This window comes from Wolbachia endosymbiont of Protocalliphora sialia (genome assembly GCF_053891855.1).
In genome coordinates this window covers 124,154-141,241 of record NZ_JAIUJX010000003.1, presented here as the reverse complement: position 1 = coordinate 141,241, position 17,088 = coordinate 124,154, and the positions used below count along the sequence as shown (strand labels likewise).

At 34.0% G+C, this 17,088-nt stretch carries 14 protein-coding genes; 10 read left to right on the top strand and 4 right to left on the bottom strand.

Annotated features, from left to right (window positions below):
• Positions 1 to 192: 192 nt before the first annotated feature.
• Complete coding sequence (gene gpmI, locus LB100_RS02645; RefSeq protein WP_456201323.1) at positions 193 to 1,701, top strand: 2,3-bisphosphoglycerate-independent phosphoglycerate mutase; 1,509 nt, start codon at positions 193 to 195, stop codon at positions 1,699 to 1,701.
• On the opposite strand, the gene LB100_RS02640 is transcribed toward gpmI, so the two are convergent.
• Both LB100_RS02640 and fabD read right to left on the bottom strand, forming a co-directional pair.
• Positions 1,696 to 2,442 carry a hypothetical protein gene (locus tag LB100_RS02640; RefSeq protein ID WP_456201322.1) on the bottom strand — a complete coding sequence of 249 codons (747 nt, stop codon included), beginning with the start codon at positions 2,440 to 2,442 and terminating at the stop codon, positions 1,696 to 1,698. The two genes, gpmI and LB100_RS02640, sit on opposite strands and share 6 nt — an antisense overlap.
• A 51-nt stretch (positions 2,443 to 2,493) precedes the next feature.
• Entirely contained in the window at positions 2,494 to 3,462 is a 969-nt protein-coding gene (gene fabD, locus LB100_RS02635) for an ACP S-malonyltransferase (RefSeq protein ID WP_456201412.1), read from the bottom strand.
• Positions 3,463 to 3,587: 125 nt separating this feature from the next.
• Here fabD and rpmE point away from each other — a divergent pair, with 125 nt between their 5' ends.
• From rpmE to LB100_RS02590, 9 genes are all read left to right on the top strand, one after another.
• Complete coding sequence (gene rpmE, locus LB100_RS02630) at positions 3,588 to 3,800, top strand: 50S ribosomal protein L31 (RefSeq protein WP_006013575.1); 213 nt, start codon at positions 3,588 to 3,590, stop codon at positions 3,798 to 3,800.
• A gap of 21 nt (positions 3,801 to 3,821) precedes the next feature.
• Complete coding sequence (locus tag LB100_RS02625) at positions 3,822 to 4,607, top strand: NAD kinase (RefSeq protein ID WP_456201321.1); 786 nt, start codon at positions 3,822 to 3,824, stop codon at positions 4,605 to 4,607.
• 83 nt (positions 4,608 to 4,690) lie between these two features.
• Positions 4,691 to 5,956 (top strand): hypothetical protein, encoded by a 1,266-nt coding sequence (locus tag LB100_RS02620; protein ID WP_456201319.1) that lies wholly within the window; start codon positions 4,691 to 4,693, stop codon positions 5,954 to 5,956.
• 123 nt (positions 5,957 to 6,079) lie between these two features.
• Complete coding sequence (locus LB100_RS02615; RefSeq protein ID WP_456201318.1) at positions 6,080 to 7,096, top strand: extracellular solute-binding protein; 1,017 nt, start codon at positions 6,080 to 6,082, stop codon at positions 7,094 to 7,096.
• Between the two features lie 80 nt (positions 7,097 to 7,176).
• On the top strand, positions 7,177 to 8,064 hold the full coding sequence (locus tag LB100_RS02610) for an aspartate carbamoyltransferase catalytic subunit (RefSeq protein ID WP_264331303.1): 888 nt from the start codon (positions 7,177 to 7,179) through the stop codon (positions 8,062 to 8,064).
• A 650-nt stretch (positions 8,065 to 8,714) separates the two neighbouring features.
• A complete protein-coding gene (locus LB100_RS02605; RefSeq protein WP_264719555.1) occupies positions 8,715 to 9,689 on the top strand; it encodes an ankyrin repeat domain-containing protein in 975 nt (324 codons plus the stop codon).
• Positions 9,673 to 11,439, top strand: coding sequence for a pentapeptide repeat-containing protein (locus tag LB100_RS02600; protein WP_456201316.1), 1,767 nt, complete (start codon positions 9,673 to 9,675; stop codon positions 11,437 to 11,439). Before LB100_RS02605 ends, LB100_RS02600 begins: the two co-directional genes overlap by 17 nt.
• A gap of 34 nt (positions 11,440 to 11,473) precedes the next feature.
• Entirely contained in the window at positions 11,474 to 12,082 is a 609-nt protein-coding gene (gmk, locus tag LB100_RS02595; RefSeq protein ID WP_264336860.1) for a guanylate kinase, read from the top strand.
• Between the two features lie 250 nt (positions 12,083 to 12,332).
• Complete coding sequence (locus LB100_RS02590; RefSeq protein ID WP_456201314.1) at positions 12,333 to 14,684, top strand: ankyrin repeat domain-containing protein; 2,352 nt, start codon at positions 12,333 to 12,335, stop codon at positions 14,682 to 14,684.
• On the opposite strand, the gene sdhA is transcribed toward LB100_RS02590, so the two are convergent.
• A complete protein-coding gene (sdhA, locus tag LB100_RS02585; RefSeq protein WP_264336878.1) occupies positions 14,656 to 16,455 on the bottom strand; it encodes a succinate dehydrogenase flavoprotein subunit in 1,800 nt (599 codons plus the stop codon). The genes LB100_RS02590 and sdhA overlap by 29 nt on opposite strands.
• A gap of 208 nt (positions 16,456 to 16,663) precedes the next feature.
• Positions 16,664 to 17,074, bottom strand: a complete 411-nt coding sequence (locus LB100_RS02580; protein ID WP_010406912.1) for a zinc-ribbon domain-containing protein — start codon at positions 17,072 to 17,074, stop codon at positions 16,664 to 16,666.
• Positions 17,075 to 17,088 lie beyond the last annotated feature (14 nt).

Here is a 17,088-nt window from a genome sequence, read left to right as displayed (position 1 = left end):
CTCATTTAACCTCACTATTAAAGCTATGCAAGTGTTTTAATAAACACTTCAGCAACTGTCAATCACTTTAATAAAATATTTTATGAAAAATCTCATACCTCTAAGGAGCTTTTTATATCTCTTATTTTAACACAAAAGTTGTGAGAAGAGTTTGTTTTTGGTACCATTGGGGGTTTCGATGTTAACTTTTATATGAACTTTAAATCAGTCGTTTTATGTATACTAGATGGCTGGGGCAATGGAATAGAAAATAGTAAATACAATGCTATTAGCAATTCAAATCCACCTTGTTGGCAACATATTAGCTCTAATTATCCAAAGTGCAGTTTATCTGCCTGTGGAACTGATGTTGGATTACCAGAAGGCCAAATAGGCAATTCAGAAGTTGGCCATATGAATATTGGCAGTGGTAGAGTGGTAATGCAAAGCCTTCAGCGTATTAATCAAGAAATCGAAACGATAGAAAATAATGCAAATCTACAGAATTTTATTAATGATCTAAAAAGTAAGAATGGCATATGCCATATAATGGGATTGATATCAGATGGCGGTGTTCATTCGCATCAAAAGCACATTTCATCTTTAGCAAACAAAATATCACAGCGCGGAATTAAAGTTGTAATACACGCATTTTTAGATGGCAGAGACACACTGCCAAATTCAGGGAAAAGATGCATTCAAGAATTTACAGAAAGCATAAAGGAAAATGATATAAGAATCTCCACTATCTCTGGGCGTTATTATGCTATGGACCGTGATAATAGGTGGGAAAGAACAATTGAAGCTTATGAAGCCATCGCATTTGCAAAGGCGCCTCGTTATGATGATGCAGTATCGCTTATTGATGAAAATTACCAAAATAATATAACCGATGAATTTATCAGGCCCGCAATAATAGGAGATTATCAAGGTATAAAACCAGAAGATGGATTGCTATTGGCTAACTTTCGTGCTGATCGAATGATACAATTGGCAAGTATTTTGCTAGGCAAAACAGATTACGCTAAGGTAGCAAAATTTTCTTCAATTCTAAGTATGATGCAATACAAAGCGGATTTAAAAATCCCTTATCTCTTTCCTCCTGAATCTTTTGCCAACACTTTGGGACAGATAATAGAAGACAATAAATTACGGCAACTGCGCATTGCTGAAACTGAGAAATACGCGCATGTGACTTTCTTTTTTAATTGCGGAAGAGAAGAACCTTTTTCCGGTGAAGAAAGAATACTAATTCCTTCACCAAAAGTTAAAACTTATGATTTGCAGCCTAAAATGTCAGCCTTTGAGCTCACAGAAGAGCTTGTAAAAAAAATTCATTCTCAAGAATTTGCGCTGATAGTTGTAAACTACGCTAACCCTGATATGGTGGGACACACAGGTAATATAAAAGCAGCCGAGCAAGCTGTGCTCGCTGTAGATGATTGCCTTGCAAAAGTACTCAGCGTTGTCAAAGAAGTGGGTAATACTGCACTCATTGTTACAGCAGACCATGGTAATGTGGAATGTATGTTCGATGAAGAAAATAACACACCTCACACAGCGCACACTCTAAATAAAGTTCCATTTATTATATCTTGTGAAAATTTAAAACTGAGAGATGGAAAATTATCTGATATTGCTCCTACTATTTTACAGCTACTTGGACTCAAAAAGCCAAACGAGATGACAGGTAGTTCGTTAGTGCGTTCCATGTTGCTATAACTCTATTGTTAAGGGTTGAGGAAATAAAACACTGTGTATAGAATATAGCATATCTATTTGCTGCTCTAAATGATCATGCTCAGCTTCCACATTAGAGTACCGAATATTATTCTTCCCTACATATACAGATAAAGAACCATCATCTTCAACTGCTTTGTTATTTTGCAATACTATATTAAAAATTTCTTTCTGTTTTAAAGCATCGAACCAATCTTCAACTGTCGTATAGAAAAACTCACCCGTTCCACTTTCCGGACACACTTCTGGAGAAATCTTTAGCACATCATGAGAAAGTGGTGGAGAAAAATAGCTCTTGAATGAGTAGCTGGGAGAATTGTAGTTATTGTGCAGAGCGATAACGTGATCTTGACCAGGAAGTAAAAAATCTAAAATTCTTTCTGCAAAGTTTCTAACAGCTCTCAAAGCATCTTCTGAAACACTGCCAAACTCTCTTAAGCTAGCTTCTGCACCTACATCATCAAACATGCGATTGGGATCGAATTCATACCGCTCACCATTTAAGTAAAATTCTACATTACGCGGAGTACCATCACCATGAGTAATGTATAGCATTCTTCCACCAAACTGCTGGAGTATATGCTCACCAGCCCCTTTTGAAGTTACTTCATTTTGATGCACATTAATAAAATTGATCCCACTTGTATCGCTACTTTTAATAAAAAGCTTAACCGTGGTATCACCCAACGCTAGATCATATTCTTTAGTGTCGATGTTTGACATTCCGCTGCTATCAATAATCAAAGCAAAAAATAGTACAAATTTTACTTTATGTTAGTTATAAGCTTTTATTTTTAAATTTTTTGCTGTCAACATTAATGATTCATTAAAGAAGTTATCAGCATCACTAATGCTACCTATGCTTTTTGTATTGATAGATTGGTCAATTCTTTTAACTAGATTAGATAAAACTTTGTTAGGGCCAACTTCAACAAACTTATTAGTGCCATGGCTTGTCATATATAAAACCATCTCTCTCCATCTTACTCTACTTACAACTTGCTTAGCGAGCAAAGCTCTTATGATCTCTGGATCACTTTCTTCCTTAGCTGTAACGTTTGATACAAAAGGAATCGAAGGGCGAGTTATGTTGATGCTTTTTAAAAATTCCAGAAGTTTTTCATCAGCAGGTTTCATAAAAGATGAATGAAAAGGCCCACTAACTTGTAATTTTATCATTTTCTTGACACTTGAGTTTTTGAATAAATCAGGTAAGACCTCAAGAGCCTCTGCAGTACCACTCACCACTACCTGCCCACCACCATTATCGTTTGCAATTTCACAATCAATTTGAGCTGATTTTAATATACCTTCTACTTCACTTATTTCTGCTCCAAGTAGCGCAACCATTCCACCTTTACATTTCAGTGAAGCTTCATGCATTGCTTCGCTACGAACTTTTAGCAATTTGACTGCAGACTCAAGCGTCAATGCCCCTGCAGCACACAGCGCTGTATACTCGCCAACTGAATGCCCACAAACATACTGAACATTGTGAAGAGATTTACCAAGCACATGCTCCATAACACGTAGCGTTGCAATTGACACTGCCATTATAGCTGGCTGAGCGTTTTCCGTGATAGTTAATTTCTCAATAGGGCCATTGAAAATCAAATGAGACAGCTTTCTACCCAATATGTCATCTACTTCATCAAATACGTTCCTTGCAACTGAAAATTCATCATATAAGCTCTTTCCCATTCCTACAAATTGGGAGCCCTGACCAGGAAAAGCAAAAATCATAAAAAGTTTTTCATTCTTCATTGAGAATACTACTTTATTTATTTTTTGTCAATATTTCACAATAATGATTGACCAAATGAACCAGATTCACTAAAATCTTAGCTGGTAAGAAATTTGTAAGAACAATGGCAGAAATCGATTATCACAAAGTTACTATAGTTATGACAGATGGTCAAGAGTTTGAAACTTATTCCACTTATGGAAAAGAAGGTCAAAGAATAAAGCTTGATAGAGATCCTCTTACTCATCCTGCATGGACTGGAAGTTTGACAAGCGGTTCAGGGGAGAAGGATAGTAAAATAGCTAAGTTTAATGATAAATACGGGAGTCTTTTTTAGTTCCTCCCCTCTTTATTTAACATGTATAAATATAAAAATGTAGGCTATATTGCTTCTTCGCTACCCAAGTCTCAGGAAGTATCTAAACTACTACAGAAACTCAATTTTATCAATATAGCAGAAGCAGGTAAGCATGAAGTTGATTTGCTGATAGTTGTTGGCGGTGATGGTTTTATGCTACGCACTCTGCACAACTACGTCATAGGAAATAAAGATATACATGTATATGGAATAAATACCGGTAACGTCGGATTTTTAATGAATAAATGTTTTAAAGATCTAATTGATCATATAGAACATGCAGTTCCTACTCAGCTAACTTTACTAAAAATGGAAGCCACAGACATAAGTGGCAAAAAACACCATTACATCGCAGTAAATGAAGTGTATGTCTTTAGAAATGCAAATCAAATAGTGGAGATGAATATTACCATTAATGATAAGCTAAAAGTAGAAAAATTCAGAGGAGATGGAATTATATTGTCTACCCCAACAGGCAGCACTGCATATAACTTCTCTGCCGGTGGGCCAATCTTACCACTTAATTCAAATTTACTTGCACTGACTTCCATCAATAGCTACTACCCAAGGCGTTGGAATGGAGCGCTAATCTCAAATGATACAATAGTGCAAATTGATATCAATGATTTGAAAAATCGTCCAGCACTTGTAGTATCAGATTACAAGGAATTTCACGACATATCGCAGGTAAAAATACAGAAAGATCACGAAAATACAGTCACTCTACTTTTTGACAAAGATTGCCCTTTGAATGAAAGGATCTTTGATCAGCAGTTCTTATACTAATATTTATTCTTAAATTAGTATTCACTATATCTTAATAACTATAGCGTAATTAAAAGAGCATTGTAATTAACTTTGGAGCAAATATGCCTGGATCAGCAAACGTAGGAAACGTCAGAACAACTGAAAGAGGTGGAATAGAACAAACAATTCCACCACAACCACAACCTCGCAAAACAACGAAACAAACAAATGGTGAAAATGAAATTTTACAACATACAAGTTCGGCTAGCGAATCAAGTTCTTATGAAGAAAGGCAAGAAGGATCGAATGTGAACAGTTCAGAACCTCTTTATGCATCAATAGATATAAGTAAAAAAACTTTGAAAAAGAGTTCAGATAGTGAAGTAGATAATACAAACCTAAGCAAATCATCTTCTCAAGAAACAGTATACAGCGAACCTTGGAATAGTCAAAAAACATCAGAAAATTTAAAAGAAAGAGTGAAGGAAAATCCAACTCCTCCACCATCATATCAAACAGATGGCTCTGAAAAATCTTTGCTTGGAGATAATAAAAAGACAAACAGATTTTTACAGAAAGTAAAATATACGATGCAAAAGAAGAAAGTTACAATGCCTTTTGTAGGCCTTGTTACGGCGTGTTGTATTACAGCAATCGTTTTAGCTGTGAAGCAAAGAGAATTCATTGGATTCATCGGCAGCGTAAATCCTGTTACTATATTCGGCGGGGTATTAGCGTCTTGTTTAGTCTTGGGAATTACGTGGGAACTTATGCAAGCAGTCCGTACTAAGGAGCACAAGATTACAGAAAGAGATACCAAAAAAGTTTTAGATGAAATATTAGATACACTTAAGCAAGATGAGAAATGCATCAAGTCTTTGGTATTAAAATATAGCAACGGTAATCGTGTTTACTTTACGTTTCACTCTCTTCCAGAAAAAGCAAAAAGTAATTCAAACATCGTAGAACTTACAGGCCAGCCAATCTATTACAAGAGTAAAGTAAATTCATTAATCAATGATAGAATATGGCTTCCTATCTTAGGAACAGTTCTTATTACTGGAAACATAACCTTCCCTTTAGCACTTTATTCAACAGGTGGTTTGAGCAATATAGTAAGTTCATACACAAATCCTACTATTTACTGGCCAATCGTTGCAATTTCAGGCACTCTACTGCTTTTCACTTTAGCTTGCACAATTAATCATTGGAGCAAAACTGATTTTAAAGATTATTTGTTATTACATAAACAAAATGCTAATAGTGAAAATCCTAATGAAACAGCTATTAAAACTGTAAAAAGCAGTCAAGAAAAGATTAGTTCAAAATTGTTACAAGTAGTTGCTGAACGATGTGGCCATCCAGATATTACTTATATTATTAATTAAATCTGGCTCGTACTTCTTTTTATCGCTATTCCAGTACTGTAACTGCAACGTTTTGAAGATTTACACTTGCTAAGACCTTGCTATTTTGATAGCTTGAGATGATGAAAAGGAAGGGATTTGTTTATGAAAAAAGGTTTAATATTTATATCTTTAGTAGCGGCTTTATTGATAGTCGTTAATTTTTTATATAAAAATAGCGGAATTGATGATTCACAAGTAGTAAACGTTTATTCATCTCGTAAAGAAGAATTAGTACATAGTTTGTTTGATGATTTTACAAAAACCACTGGTATCAAGGTACGTTATATCATTGACGATTATTCTCAATTGCTTTCACGCATGGAAAATGGTGGTGAAGCTGATTTGTTTTTAACTGCAGATGCGGTGAATTTGATTTTAGCCAAAAAAAGAGGGCTCTTATCTCGAGTGGATTCAGAGACTCTAAAAAATGCCATACCTGCAAAATTTAGAGATAATGAAGATTATTGGTTTGGTCTCACAAAAAGAGCTAGAATATTGGTTTATAATAAAGAATCAGTAGATCCTAAGGAATTAAGTACCTATGAAGATTTAGCGGATGAAAAATGGAAAGGGAAAATATTAGTACGCTCTTCCACAAGTCCATATAACCGATCATTGATCGCTTTTATGATTGCAAAAAATGGTTTTGAAAAAACAAAAGAATGGGTTAGTGGAATTGTAAGCAACATGGCAAGAAAACCAAGCGGTGGTGACACAGATCAAATTTATGCTGTAGCCGCTGGTGAAGGCAATGTTGCAATAGTAAACAGCTACTACTTTGCAAGAATCCTTTCATCAGAAAATAAAAAGAATATCACAGAAAAGTTAGGAGCTTTCTTCCCGAGTGATGGTGTAATGGTGAATCTTAGTGGTGCAGCAGTAACAAAAAACGCAAAACACAGAGAAAATGCTATAGCTTTATTGGAGTTTTTTGTAAGCAGGCAGGCTCAAGAATTATATGCTAAAAAAAATCAAGAATATCCCATTGTTGAAGGTATTGAAACTTCTGATACATTAAAATCTTGGGGAAATTATCCACAAAGTGATCTACCTATAAGTGAGCTTGAGAAGCACCTTTTTGAGGCTGTGATGATAGCAGATGAATGTAAGTGGAAATAAAATTTTATAGCTTCCTTCTACTTTACTTTACAGTTGTGTAATTGAAATTAAGAAAGTAGAATAAGCTCAAAAAAGGAGCTATGGACAAGAGAAGGAATTTATTAAATATCTCAGACCTCACAATCGGTGATGTAGAAAATATAACTAAATTAGCCAACCAATACCTTGAAGAAAAAGTTGAAAATAGTCATGTTCTGAAAAATAAAATAGTCATAAACCTATTCTTTGAAGATTCAACACGTACGCTCGCATCTTTTGAAATAGCAGCAAAAAGCCTTGGAGCAAATGTTATAACTTTACCAATAAAATCTTCTTCTATTAACAAAGGGGAAGATCTAAAAGATATGATAAAAACACTAAATGCAATGAATCCTGACTATATGATAATCAGGCATAAAAGTAGTGGTATTATTAATACATTGGCAAAGCATGTCAACTGCTCGCTAATCAACGCAGGCGATGGAAGCAGTGAACATCCAACTCAAGCTCTTGCAGATTATCTTGTAATTATCAATCATAAAAAGCAAATAAAAAACCTCAAAATTGTTATATGTGGAGATATTTTGCACAGTAGAGTTGCAAGATCAAATATAAGATTGCTAAAAATGTTTGGAGCAAAAATAAGCTTAGTTGCACCACCAGCTTTGATGTGTAAGCATTTTTCTGAAGTAGATTCACTTCATTATTCATTAATCGAAGGTATAAAGGATGCTGATGTAATTATGCTCTTGAGGTTGCAGAAAGAGCGTATGAATAATAATTCTTCAGAAAAAGAATATTTTCATTTGTATGGACTTGATGCACAAAAACTATCGCACGCAAAACCCGATGCAATTGTTATGCACCCAGGACCAATAAATAGAGGTATCGAAACTAGCAATGATATAGCAGATTGTGTTATTTTACAGCAAGTAAAGTTTGGATTAGCAACGCGTAAGGCAGTACTGCACTATTTAATTAATGTTTAACTTTAATTAATTTTAAGGAATTTTAGACATAATGATCCTCCTATAAAAAACGATTTAGAAAAATATAACACACCTCATGACAGAAATTAAGTATGCACTGAAGTAGATTGTGCTATATTTTCTTATTGAGAGATTAATTGAAAAGTCTGCAGACTTGAATAAGGTGAATTTCGAGCCCTAAAACACCCTCATTTTTACTGATAATAATCAACTTACCAAATGTGTCAAGTATTTTTTTGCATTTAATTTACAACTACGAACGTTTATTTGCAAAAAATACTATAAACATAAAATGATAGATGTCATAAAAGTAGCCAGCACTGGCATCCAGTTAAATTTGTGAGTTAAAAGTTATGCTAAAATATAACGTTTCTAATGATGATGGAAAATGGATCCCAGTGTCGGAGCACTGGGATGACATTGTTTAGTACGCAAATTACCACAATGTTCATACAGCTGTATACTGATTTCTTTAATGTCCGTACAGTTGTATGTCAGCTACTCGAATGACAATTTCAGATAAAACCTAGATAAAAGAGAAAAATAAATTTTTACATAATCATACTTGTACAATAACTAAAGCACTTTTTACTGTAGATTAATCATTTGATTATAGTATCATTTTAATTAAGCCTATATTTGCAATGTTTATGAAATATAAAGCATTCTTCATACTATTAATTGTTATATCTAACCTGCTTGCTGCAGAACAGCCTGAAGAAAATAAAAATGAAAGCAGTATAAATCAAGAAGACGTATCGAAAAGCAACACTGATGCTGAAAAAACTTCTCCGCTTCTGAGCGAACTCAAAGAAAGCACAGACCCAACAAATGTAATCAATGAAGAAGTACCTTCAAGTAATCAAACAAACCTACAGTCTGAAGAGGAGACTAATATAAAAGATACCAAAGCTCTAACAAGTCCTTTATCAGAAGAAAAAAAAGAAGAACCTGAAGAGAAGAAAATCAGTCACAATAATCAAACAAACCTACAGCCTGAAGAGGAGATTAGCAAAAAAGACACCGAACTTTCAACAAGCCAATTAACAGAGAAAAAGAAAGAAGAACAGCCTGACAATATAACACCTGTGAACAAAAAAAATGAAGAAAGCGAAAAATGGACAAAGCTAAACAAAGAAATAAAAAAACATAAAAGCAAGTCTATATATAAAAGACAATATGATAGCCTAAACGAGCACCTTCCTAAAACTATATTTACTGATGATTACAGTAAGCAATTTTTTTACTGCATCAAGAAGGGCAACTTAATTTGTCTAAGAGGAGTAATAAATAAGCTAGAAAAAATTGGATTAACAATTCAAGAAATACTAAGATTTAGAAATAAATTGGGTGATACTCCTCTAATTTATGCAGTGAAACAAGGTGAAATAGACACAGTTCGCTTTCTCTTATTACAAGGTGCTGATCCTAGAGTAGTTGATAATAATTTTAAGTCCCCTATTGAAATAGCAATCGAAAGGAATCAGATCAACATAATAAACGCAATTGCCGAAATGATGCCATACCTTTTAGAGGATAAAGAAATAAACAATGAAGAAGACTCAGAGATGTATAACTTTGCTATAAAAACAAAAGAAAGTACCTGCGATGCAAAAGATAATTAGACTTTTGATATTAATTTTAGTTGGTCATTTATGCTATGGAGATGATGCAATCAATGATTTTTTAAGTGCTCTGCACGATGTAAAATACGTATCTTACAATACAAAAGATTTTGCTAAATTTTTAGTACAGTGCAACAAAGCAGGCATACCACAAGATTTTAAGAAAGGTTTTGGTCCTAATTTAAATGGTGCTAATTTTAGTCAATTGTATTTAAGCAAATCTATTTTTGATGGAGTAAGTTTAATTGGTGCCGATTTTTCTAACACCGATTTATCAGATGTGTCTTTTATCGATGTTGATTTGCGTGGTGCTAATTTTTCCAATGCTAATTTACATGGCGTTAAAATAAAAGGCACAAATTTAAGTTTTTCAAAATTTGCTTCTACAAATTTAACAGATATCATATTTGATCAGTCTAATATCAGTTATGCTGATTTTATCAATTCTAATCTCAACAAAGTAAGTATGCGTAATATAATTGGTTTGCATACCAAGTTTTTGAATGTAAAAATGAATTTCTCCAATTTATCAAACTCAAGTGCCAGCTACATCAATTTTAGTGATAGTGAAATAAACGACACTGTTATGCAGAAAAATAATTTCGACAACGCAAGTTTCTTTGGAGTGGATGCACATAAGCTCAAGGTACAATTTTCTTCATTAAAAAATGCTAACATATATGGTGCAGAAATAAAAAAATCGGATTTTACAGGTAGCAATCTTTCAAACGCCTATTTTAATTCTTCCATTATAGTCAACAGTAATTTCGAAAAAGCCAATTTAAGCAATTCACAAATTTCCTATGTGAAAGGGGATAATTCAAACTTCATTAAATCTATACTAAATGGTTCCAAGATAAAACATGCATATGTTTTCGAATCAGACCTTCAGGATGCTGACTTATCTAATATTGATTTTAGTTTTAGTGAATTGTATAAAGTTAACGCCTATGATGCTAACATTTGTCACGGAAAGTTTCATAATACTAAAGTTGTGAATTCTGACATGAATGGTTCGTTCTTTGACCATTCATTGTTTACCTCTGCAAAAATAGAAGATTCAGATCTTTCCACAACTTCAATGTATAAGACAAAAATTAAAGACTCTCAAATTTATAATAGTACTCTTTCCCACCATAATATGGATTCGAGTGAGATAGAAAATTCAATATTCTTCAAATTATTAGCTGATAATTCGAGCTGGTCTAAGTCAAAAGTCACTAATTCAAACTTTATTGAAAGTGATTTCAAATCCTCCGTGTTTTATGATAATGCCTTTAGAAAGACTAGTTTTTTTCTTAGCAATTTGAGTAATTCAACAGTGAGTGATGTCTCTTTCCTCTCTTCAAGCATATATAAAAGTTCAATTGCTGATATTCATTTAACAGATTGCAAATTTGATAATTCAATTTTGATTGACAATCAGGGACAGAGCAAAATTACAGGTCTAGAGAGTGCTATAACTTCAATTAAAGATCTGCAAGAGAAAATATCGCAGGGTGAAAAATTTGATGTAAATTATTCTTACTTTGAGTTTAAAGACATGAATTTAGAAAATGCTAATTTTTCTAATTCAATATTAAGCAGAGCAAAGTTTGTAAACGTTAATTTGAATAAGGCAAATCTTGAAAGAGCTGATTTACGTTATACTATTTTTGATAATTCCTCTCTTGTTGATGCCAATTTATCAAATTCTAATTTAGAAGGCTCTAGTCTTTTAAACTTTGACTCAAAAAATACAAAGTCTTAAAAAACTCTATAATGTACTTGTTAAATAAAGAAAAATGACCGTAAAAAATGAGGGCATACTACTGATTCTATCCTCTCCTTCTGGAGCTGGAAAAACTACTATATCAGAAAAATTACTTGAGCAATCAACTGATTTAGTTATGTCTGTTTCTATGACTACACGCAAACCTCGTCCCGGTGAAGTAAATGGAAAAGACTATTTTTTCGTTACTGAAGAAAAGTTTCATGAACTATGTAAGGCTGGTCAAATGCTTGAATATGCTAAAGTTTTTGAGAATTTTTACGGTATACCAAAAGATTTTATAGAACAAAACCTGAGCAGTGGCATAAGTGTTTTACTGAATATAGATTGGCAAGGAGCATTTCACTTATTTGAAATCTTAAGAGAAAAAGTTGTAAGTGTTTTTATACTACCTCCCTCAATGGAAGAGCTTAGACTGCGTCTACAAAGGCGTAATAGTGATGATGAAATTGAAATAGAGCGGAGATTAGCCGAAGCGCAAAAAGAGATAAGTAAAAGTAATAAATATGATTACGTCATAGTTAATGATGATCTTGATAAAAGCGTAGAAGAGATAAAATCAATACTAAGTAAAGGAATGCTTAAAAAATTAGAAGAAAAATCAAGTTTGAAAGATCTATAAAAATATTTGTTTATCTCTTTTAGCAGCATTCACGCTTCACAGTTTAGCCACATTTATTATTTTTTAAGATAAAATAGTTAAAATAGTAGACAAGTGCTAAAGTGGGGATTTAATTATGACAACAGATTTTCTAATAGAAACTAGCTTTCCACCTATATTTCGATAACATCTAGCTCAATTTAAAAGTCCAATTCAATAGGCTGTTAGTTGAAGCGCTAACGCCAAATAGCTTTAATATTGAGGTTTTAATATGAGTATAGATTCAAGTGTATTAGTTAGTAATGCAAATAAACTAGACAAATGTATAAACAAAAATGAAAAACAAGATAAAAAAGACAAGCAATTATATAATATTATAGAGAGAAAGGTAAAAAAAGAAAAACATAAGCATGAAAAACCAAGAAGTCGAGATGGAACACTCAAGGAATGTAAAAGGTTATTTAAGGAAGGCGCTAGTCCTGAAGTATTAACTAAATTAGAAGAATCGCTTAGAGAACAGAAAAAATATCACAGATATTATGTCCAATGTTTCCTTCCAGTGCTAGGTGAAGTAATAGAACGATCGAAAAGAATATCAAATGAAACAAAAAAACAAGTAATTTCTGAAGTCACTAAAAGTTGTTTTAGTAGGTACAGCGAACAAGACAGTGGCTACGGTAGCGATTTTGAAGATGAAATGAACGGAATATCAGATTCTGATAGCGATTTTGAAGATAGAATAAACGGAATATCGGATTCTGATAATGACGTTCAATTACTAAATGCAATCCAAAATGGAAACAACAGGAAATTTAGAAAATACCTAAAAGATTGCACAAACGTCAGTGGCATAACAGATAAAAAAGGAAATAATATTTTACACCTTATTGCATCGCTCAAAAAGAAACAAAAGCTTAAGTTTCTAGATACCTTGATAAAAATAGCTAACGAGAAAAATTTAGTACAACTTGTTGATAGTGAAAATCAAGAAGGAAAGACTCCTTTTCAGGTAGCACTAATTAACAAGATAATAAAAGGGAAACATGATTCTCACACAATCCAAGATAACGATAACACACTTAAGTTTCTTGCAAAATTGTTAAAGTATGGAGCCAAGCTAAGCTTACCTACAGAGGATTTAGAAAAATTATCTAAAAAGCAAAATGAATACTATCTTAAATTTTTAGAAAAATTGGCTGAGCGAAAACCAGAAATAAAAACAAAAGTTGAAGAAGTTATAGCCCATACCATAAATACTCCAGATAGTAATGATAATTATCAACTACATTTAGCAATTAAAGATAATGATAAAGAACGTTTTGAAGAGTTATTGCAAAAAGGGGCAGATATTAGCCTGAAAGATACAGATGGTAATAATGCTTTACATCTAATAGTTTTAGAATTAAAGCAAAAACGAAAGTTTGAATTTTCAAATATAATATTAAATGTAAGTAAGGAGGAAGAAAAAGAGTATCTTAAAGCACAGTTTAAAAAAGCTATAAATGCTGAAAATACAGCAAAACAAACACCTCTACATCAGTTATTCCAGCATATAAAAGAAAAAAATGAGAATCGATCATGTACAGATAAAAAATTTGAAAAAACAAATAGATATAAAGCCTTAGAGTTATTTCTCCAAAATGGCGCTGATATCACTGCTCAAGATAAAGAGGGTAATAATATTCTGCATCACATTGCTTCGCTAAAAGGAGAACAAAAGGTTGCATGTTTGGAGTTGATTTCCAGTTTAGTAAAAGAAAGAAAAATATCTGAAGATAAATTAGATGAAGCTATAAAAGCAACTAACAGGCAAGGCAATACACCTCTAGAATTAGCACTAAAGAAAAAAGCAGAAAAAAAAAGTATCGAATACCTATCGCAAGAAACAATTTTTGATTTAGCAACTAATTATGATAATACAACAAAGTTTTGTGCAGCATTATTACAAAACGGTGCTAACCCTGATTCTTTATGGTTAGAAGATCCAGAATTCCATACTAAAAAGTACTATTTAACTTTACGCGATCTAAAAGATTGTTCAAATACTCCACAGAAAGCACAGGAGAAAGCTAAAGAACTAAAAGAGAAGCTTGAGGAAAAATACCACTGTGGAACTGCTTCGAAAAAATGTCAATCAGGCATTAAAAAGCTAGGTTCTGGTGTAAAAAAAGGAGCATCTGCTGCATGGAAATGCATTGATCCTGGCAGAAGAGCTAGTGTATTGTTAGCAATCACAGTAGCAACTACTATTATTACAATGGTAACACTTTCTTGCTTTCAAGGACAAATTGCAATTGGAGCAGCGTTACCCATCATAGCTATAACAGGAGTGGTCTGTCTGATATTCACTTTGGGACTTAGCGGCATTAGGAAGTCTGTTAAGGAATTAACCAACAATAAGCAAAGCCGTAAAGATGATCACCTAGCTGCAAAACAACCTGAAAATATTACTGAACAACAAAATTTAGCTAACAACTCAGCAGAGCAAGAAGTACAAAGATCGTCAAATCAATCGGAGCATAAAGAAAGCCCAGCTACTCAAATGAGCTATGTATCAATACTACGTCAATTTATAAATAAACCAGATGGGTTAACTAATAAATTCTCTTTTCCGGGGCGATGAAATCAATCTCATCGCTCAGAGTTTTTTCAGCAACTTTTTTATAGTCAATTTCTACACTAACTTGGCTTTTCTCTTCTTTAAGCCATGCTATAGTATGCTTCATCCAGTTTTTATCATCACGTTCAGGGAAATCTTCACGAGCATGAGCACCCCTGCTTTCCTCGCGATTAGCTGCGCATTCCATGGTAATAACTGCTTGTGGAATCATATTGGCAAGCTCCAGAGCTTCAACCAAATCACTATTCCATATCATACTACGATCTTCAACTGCAATGTTAGGCATCATTTTTGCTACTTCTTTTATAGCTTTTTTACCTTCCTCTAAAACTTCAGCAACACGGAATACCGATGCATATTTCTGCATAGTGTTCTGCATTTCACTTCGTATTTTTGCTACTTTGAACTCTCCGGAAGCAAATCTCATTTTATTAAATCTATCTACTATCAAGTCTGTGCAGTCTGAATGCAATTTTTTATGTGGTGTATCAGGTTTCAATTTTTCTTTTGCCCTAAGCGCGGCAGCTCTACCAAAAACCACAAGATCAAGAAGCGAGTTGGAACCTAGTCGATTTGCACCATGTACAGAAACACATGCTGCCTCTCCTATTGCAAATAATCCTTCTACCACTTCTTCTTTACCTTTTTGCAACGTGATCACTTCCCCATGATAGTTGGTTGGAATACCGCCCATGTTGTAGTGAACAGTTGGAATAACAGGTATCGGATCTTTAGTAACATCAACTCCTGCAAAGGTTTTTGCTGTTTCACTAATACCTGGCAATCTGAGTTTGATCACTTCCGGATCAAGATGCGATATATTCAAGTACATGTGATCTTTCTTTGGCCCAACTCCCCTTCCCTCTCTAATTTCAATTGTCATTGCTCGACTTACTACATCACGAGAAGCCAAATCTTTTGCCTTTGGCGCATAACGTTCCATAAACTTCTCACCCTGAGAATTAACGAGGTACCCACCTTCACCGCGGCATCCTTCCGTCATCAAGCACCCTGAGCCATATATTCCTGTTGGATGAAATTGCACAAATTCCATATCTTCAAGTGGCAACCCAGCTCTCACCACCATGCCATTACCATCACCTGTGCAGGTGTGTGCACTTGTTGCAGAGAAATAAACACGTCCATAACCACCTGTTGCTATTACCACAGAATGTGCACGAAATCTATGCAACGTACCATCACACAGCGACCAAGCTATCACCCCACAGCATGTCCCTTTGTCCATAATCAAATCGATTACAAAATATTCGACAAAAAATTCAGCGTTAAATTTAAGACATTGCTGATATAGAGTATGAAGAATTGCATGCCCAGTTTTATCTGCTGCTGCACAAGTACGCTGAGCCGATTTTCCCTTACCAAAGTGAGTTGTCATTCCACCAAAGGCACGCTGATATATTTTTCCATCTTCCGTACGAGAAAAGGGTACACCAAAATTTTCAAGTTCAATCACAGCTTTGGCAGCATTTTTACACATATACTCTATTGCATCTTGATCGCCAAGCCAGTCTGAACCTTTTATTGTGTCATACGCATGCCAGCGCCAATCATCTTCAGCAATGTTGCTCAAGGCTGCACTAATTCCGCCTTGTGCTGCAACTGTATGACTCCGTGTAGGGAAAATCTTAGAAATACAGGCAACTGAAAAATTAGTTGCAGCCATTCCAAGTGTTGCTCTAAGCCCTGCTCCACCTGCACCCACTATCACCACATCATACTCATGCTCTATGATTTCATACGCTGACTTATCCATATCCACTTATTTTATCATCACAGGCTTATAATATCACAGAAGTAGAAAAAATCTATACAAGTTTTCTGGATGTAAGCTTCTGAAACAAATCTATAGTAAACGATGTAATAACAATCATAGGGCGTCATGAAAGTAGCTGAAATTGGAATGACACTATCATAAAGGAATAAGTGTAGTTATTTGCATAACATTGATGACTTATGCCTATTTAATTAGATCTAAAATTAGATAGAAAAAGGTAATCTTGATAAAACTCATTTACAACAAGTTCTCTCGCACTTGAATTTTCCGTTTGCACTTTTTTGTATCCTAATTTATGGCTTATTGAATCTTTATATGCACTAACTGCTTTATATATCTTACTTACCTCTCCTGGAAAGATACCACCAACAATTATAACGCATAACCCTGCAACTGTTGCAAAAGCTAGAGTTAAACTTTGCCTCCAGTTAGCTTTTTTTTCTTGTATACCAGCAGGGCACAATTCACTTGACATTTCTTTTAGATACTCATGCCACATGTGATTGCAGTTTGTACATTTCACTTTTCTTCCAGATTCACCTATTTGCCCACGAGATACTAAGTAAGTTTTAGTACAATTATGACATTGTATTTTCATAGTGCTTACGTATA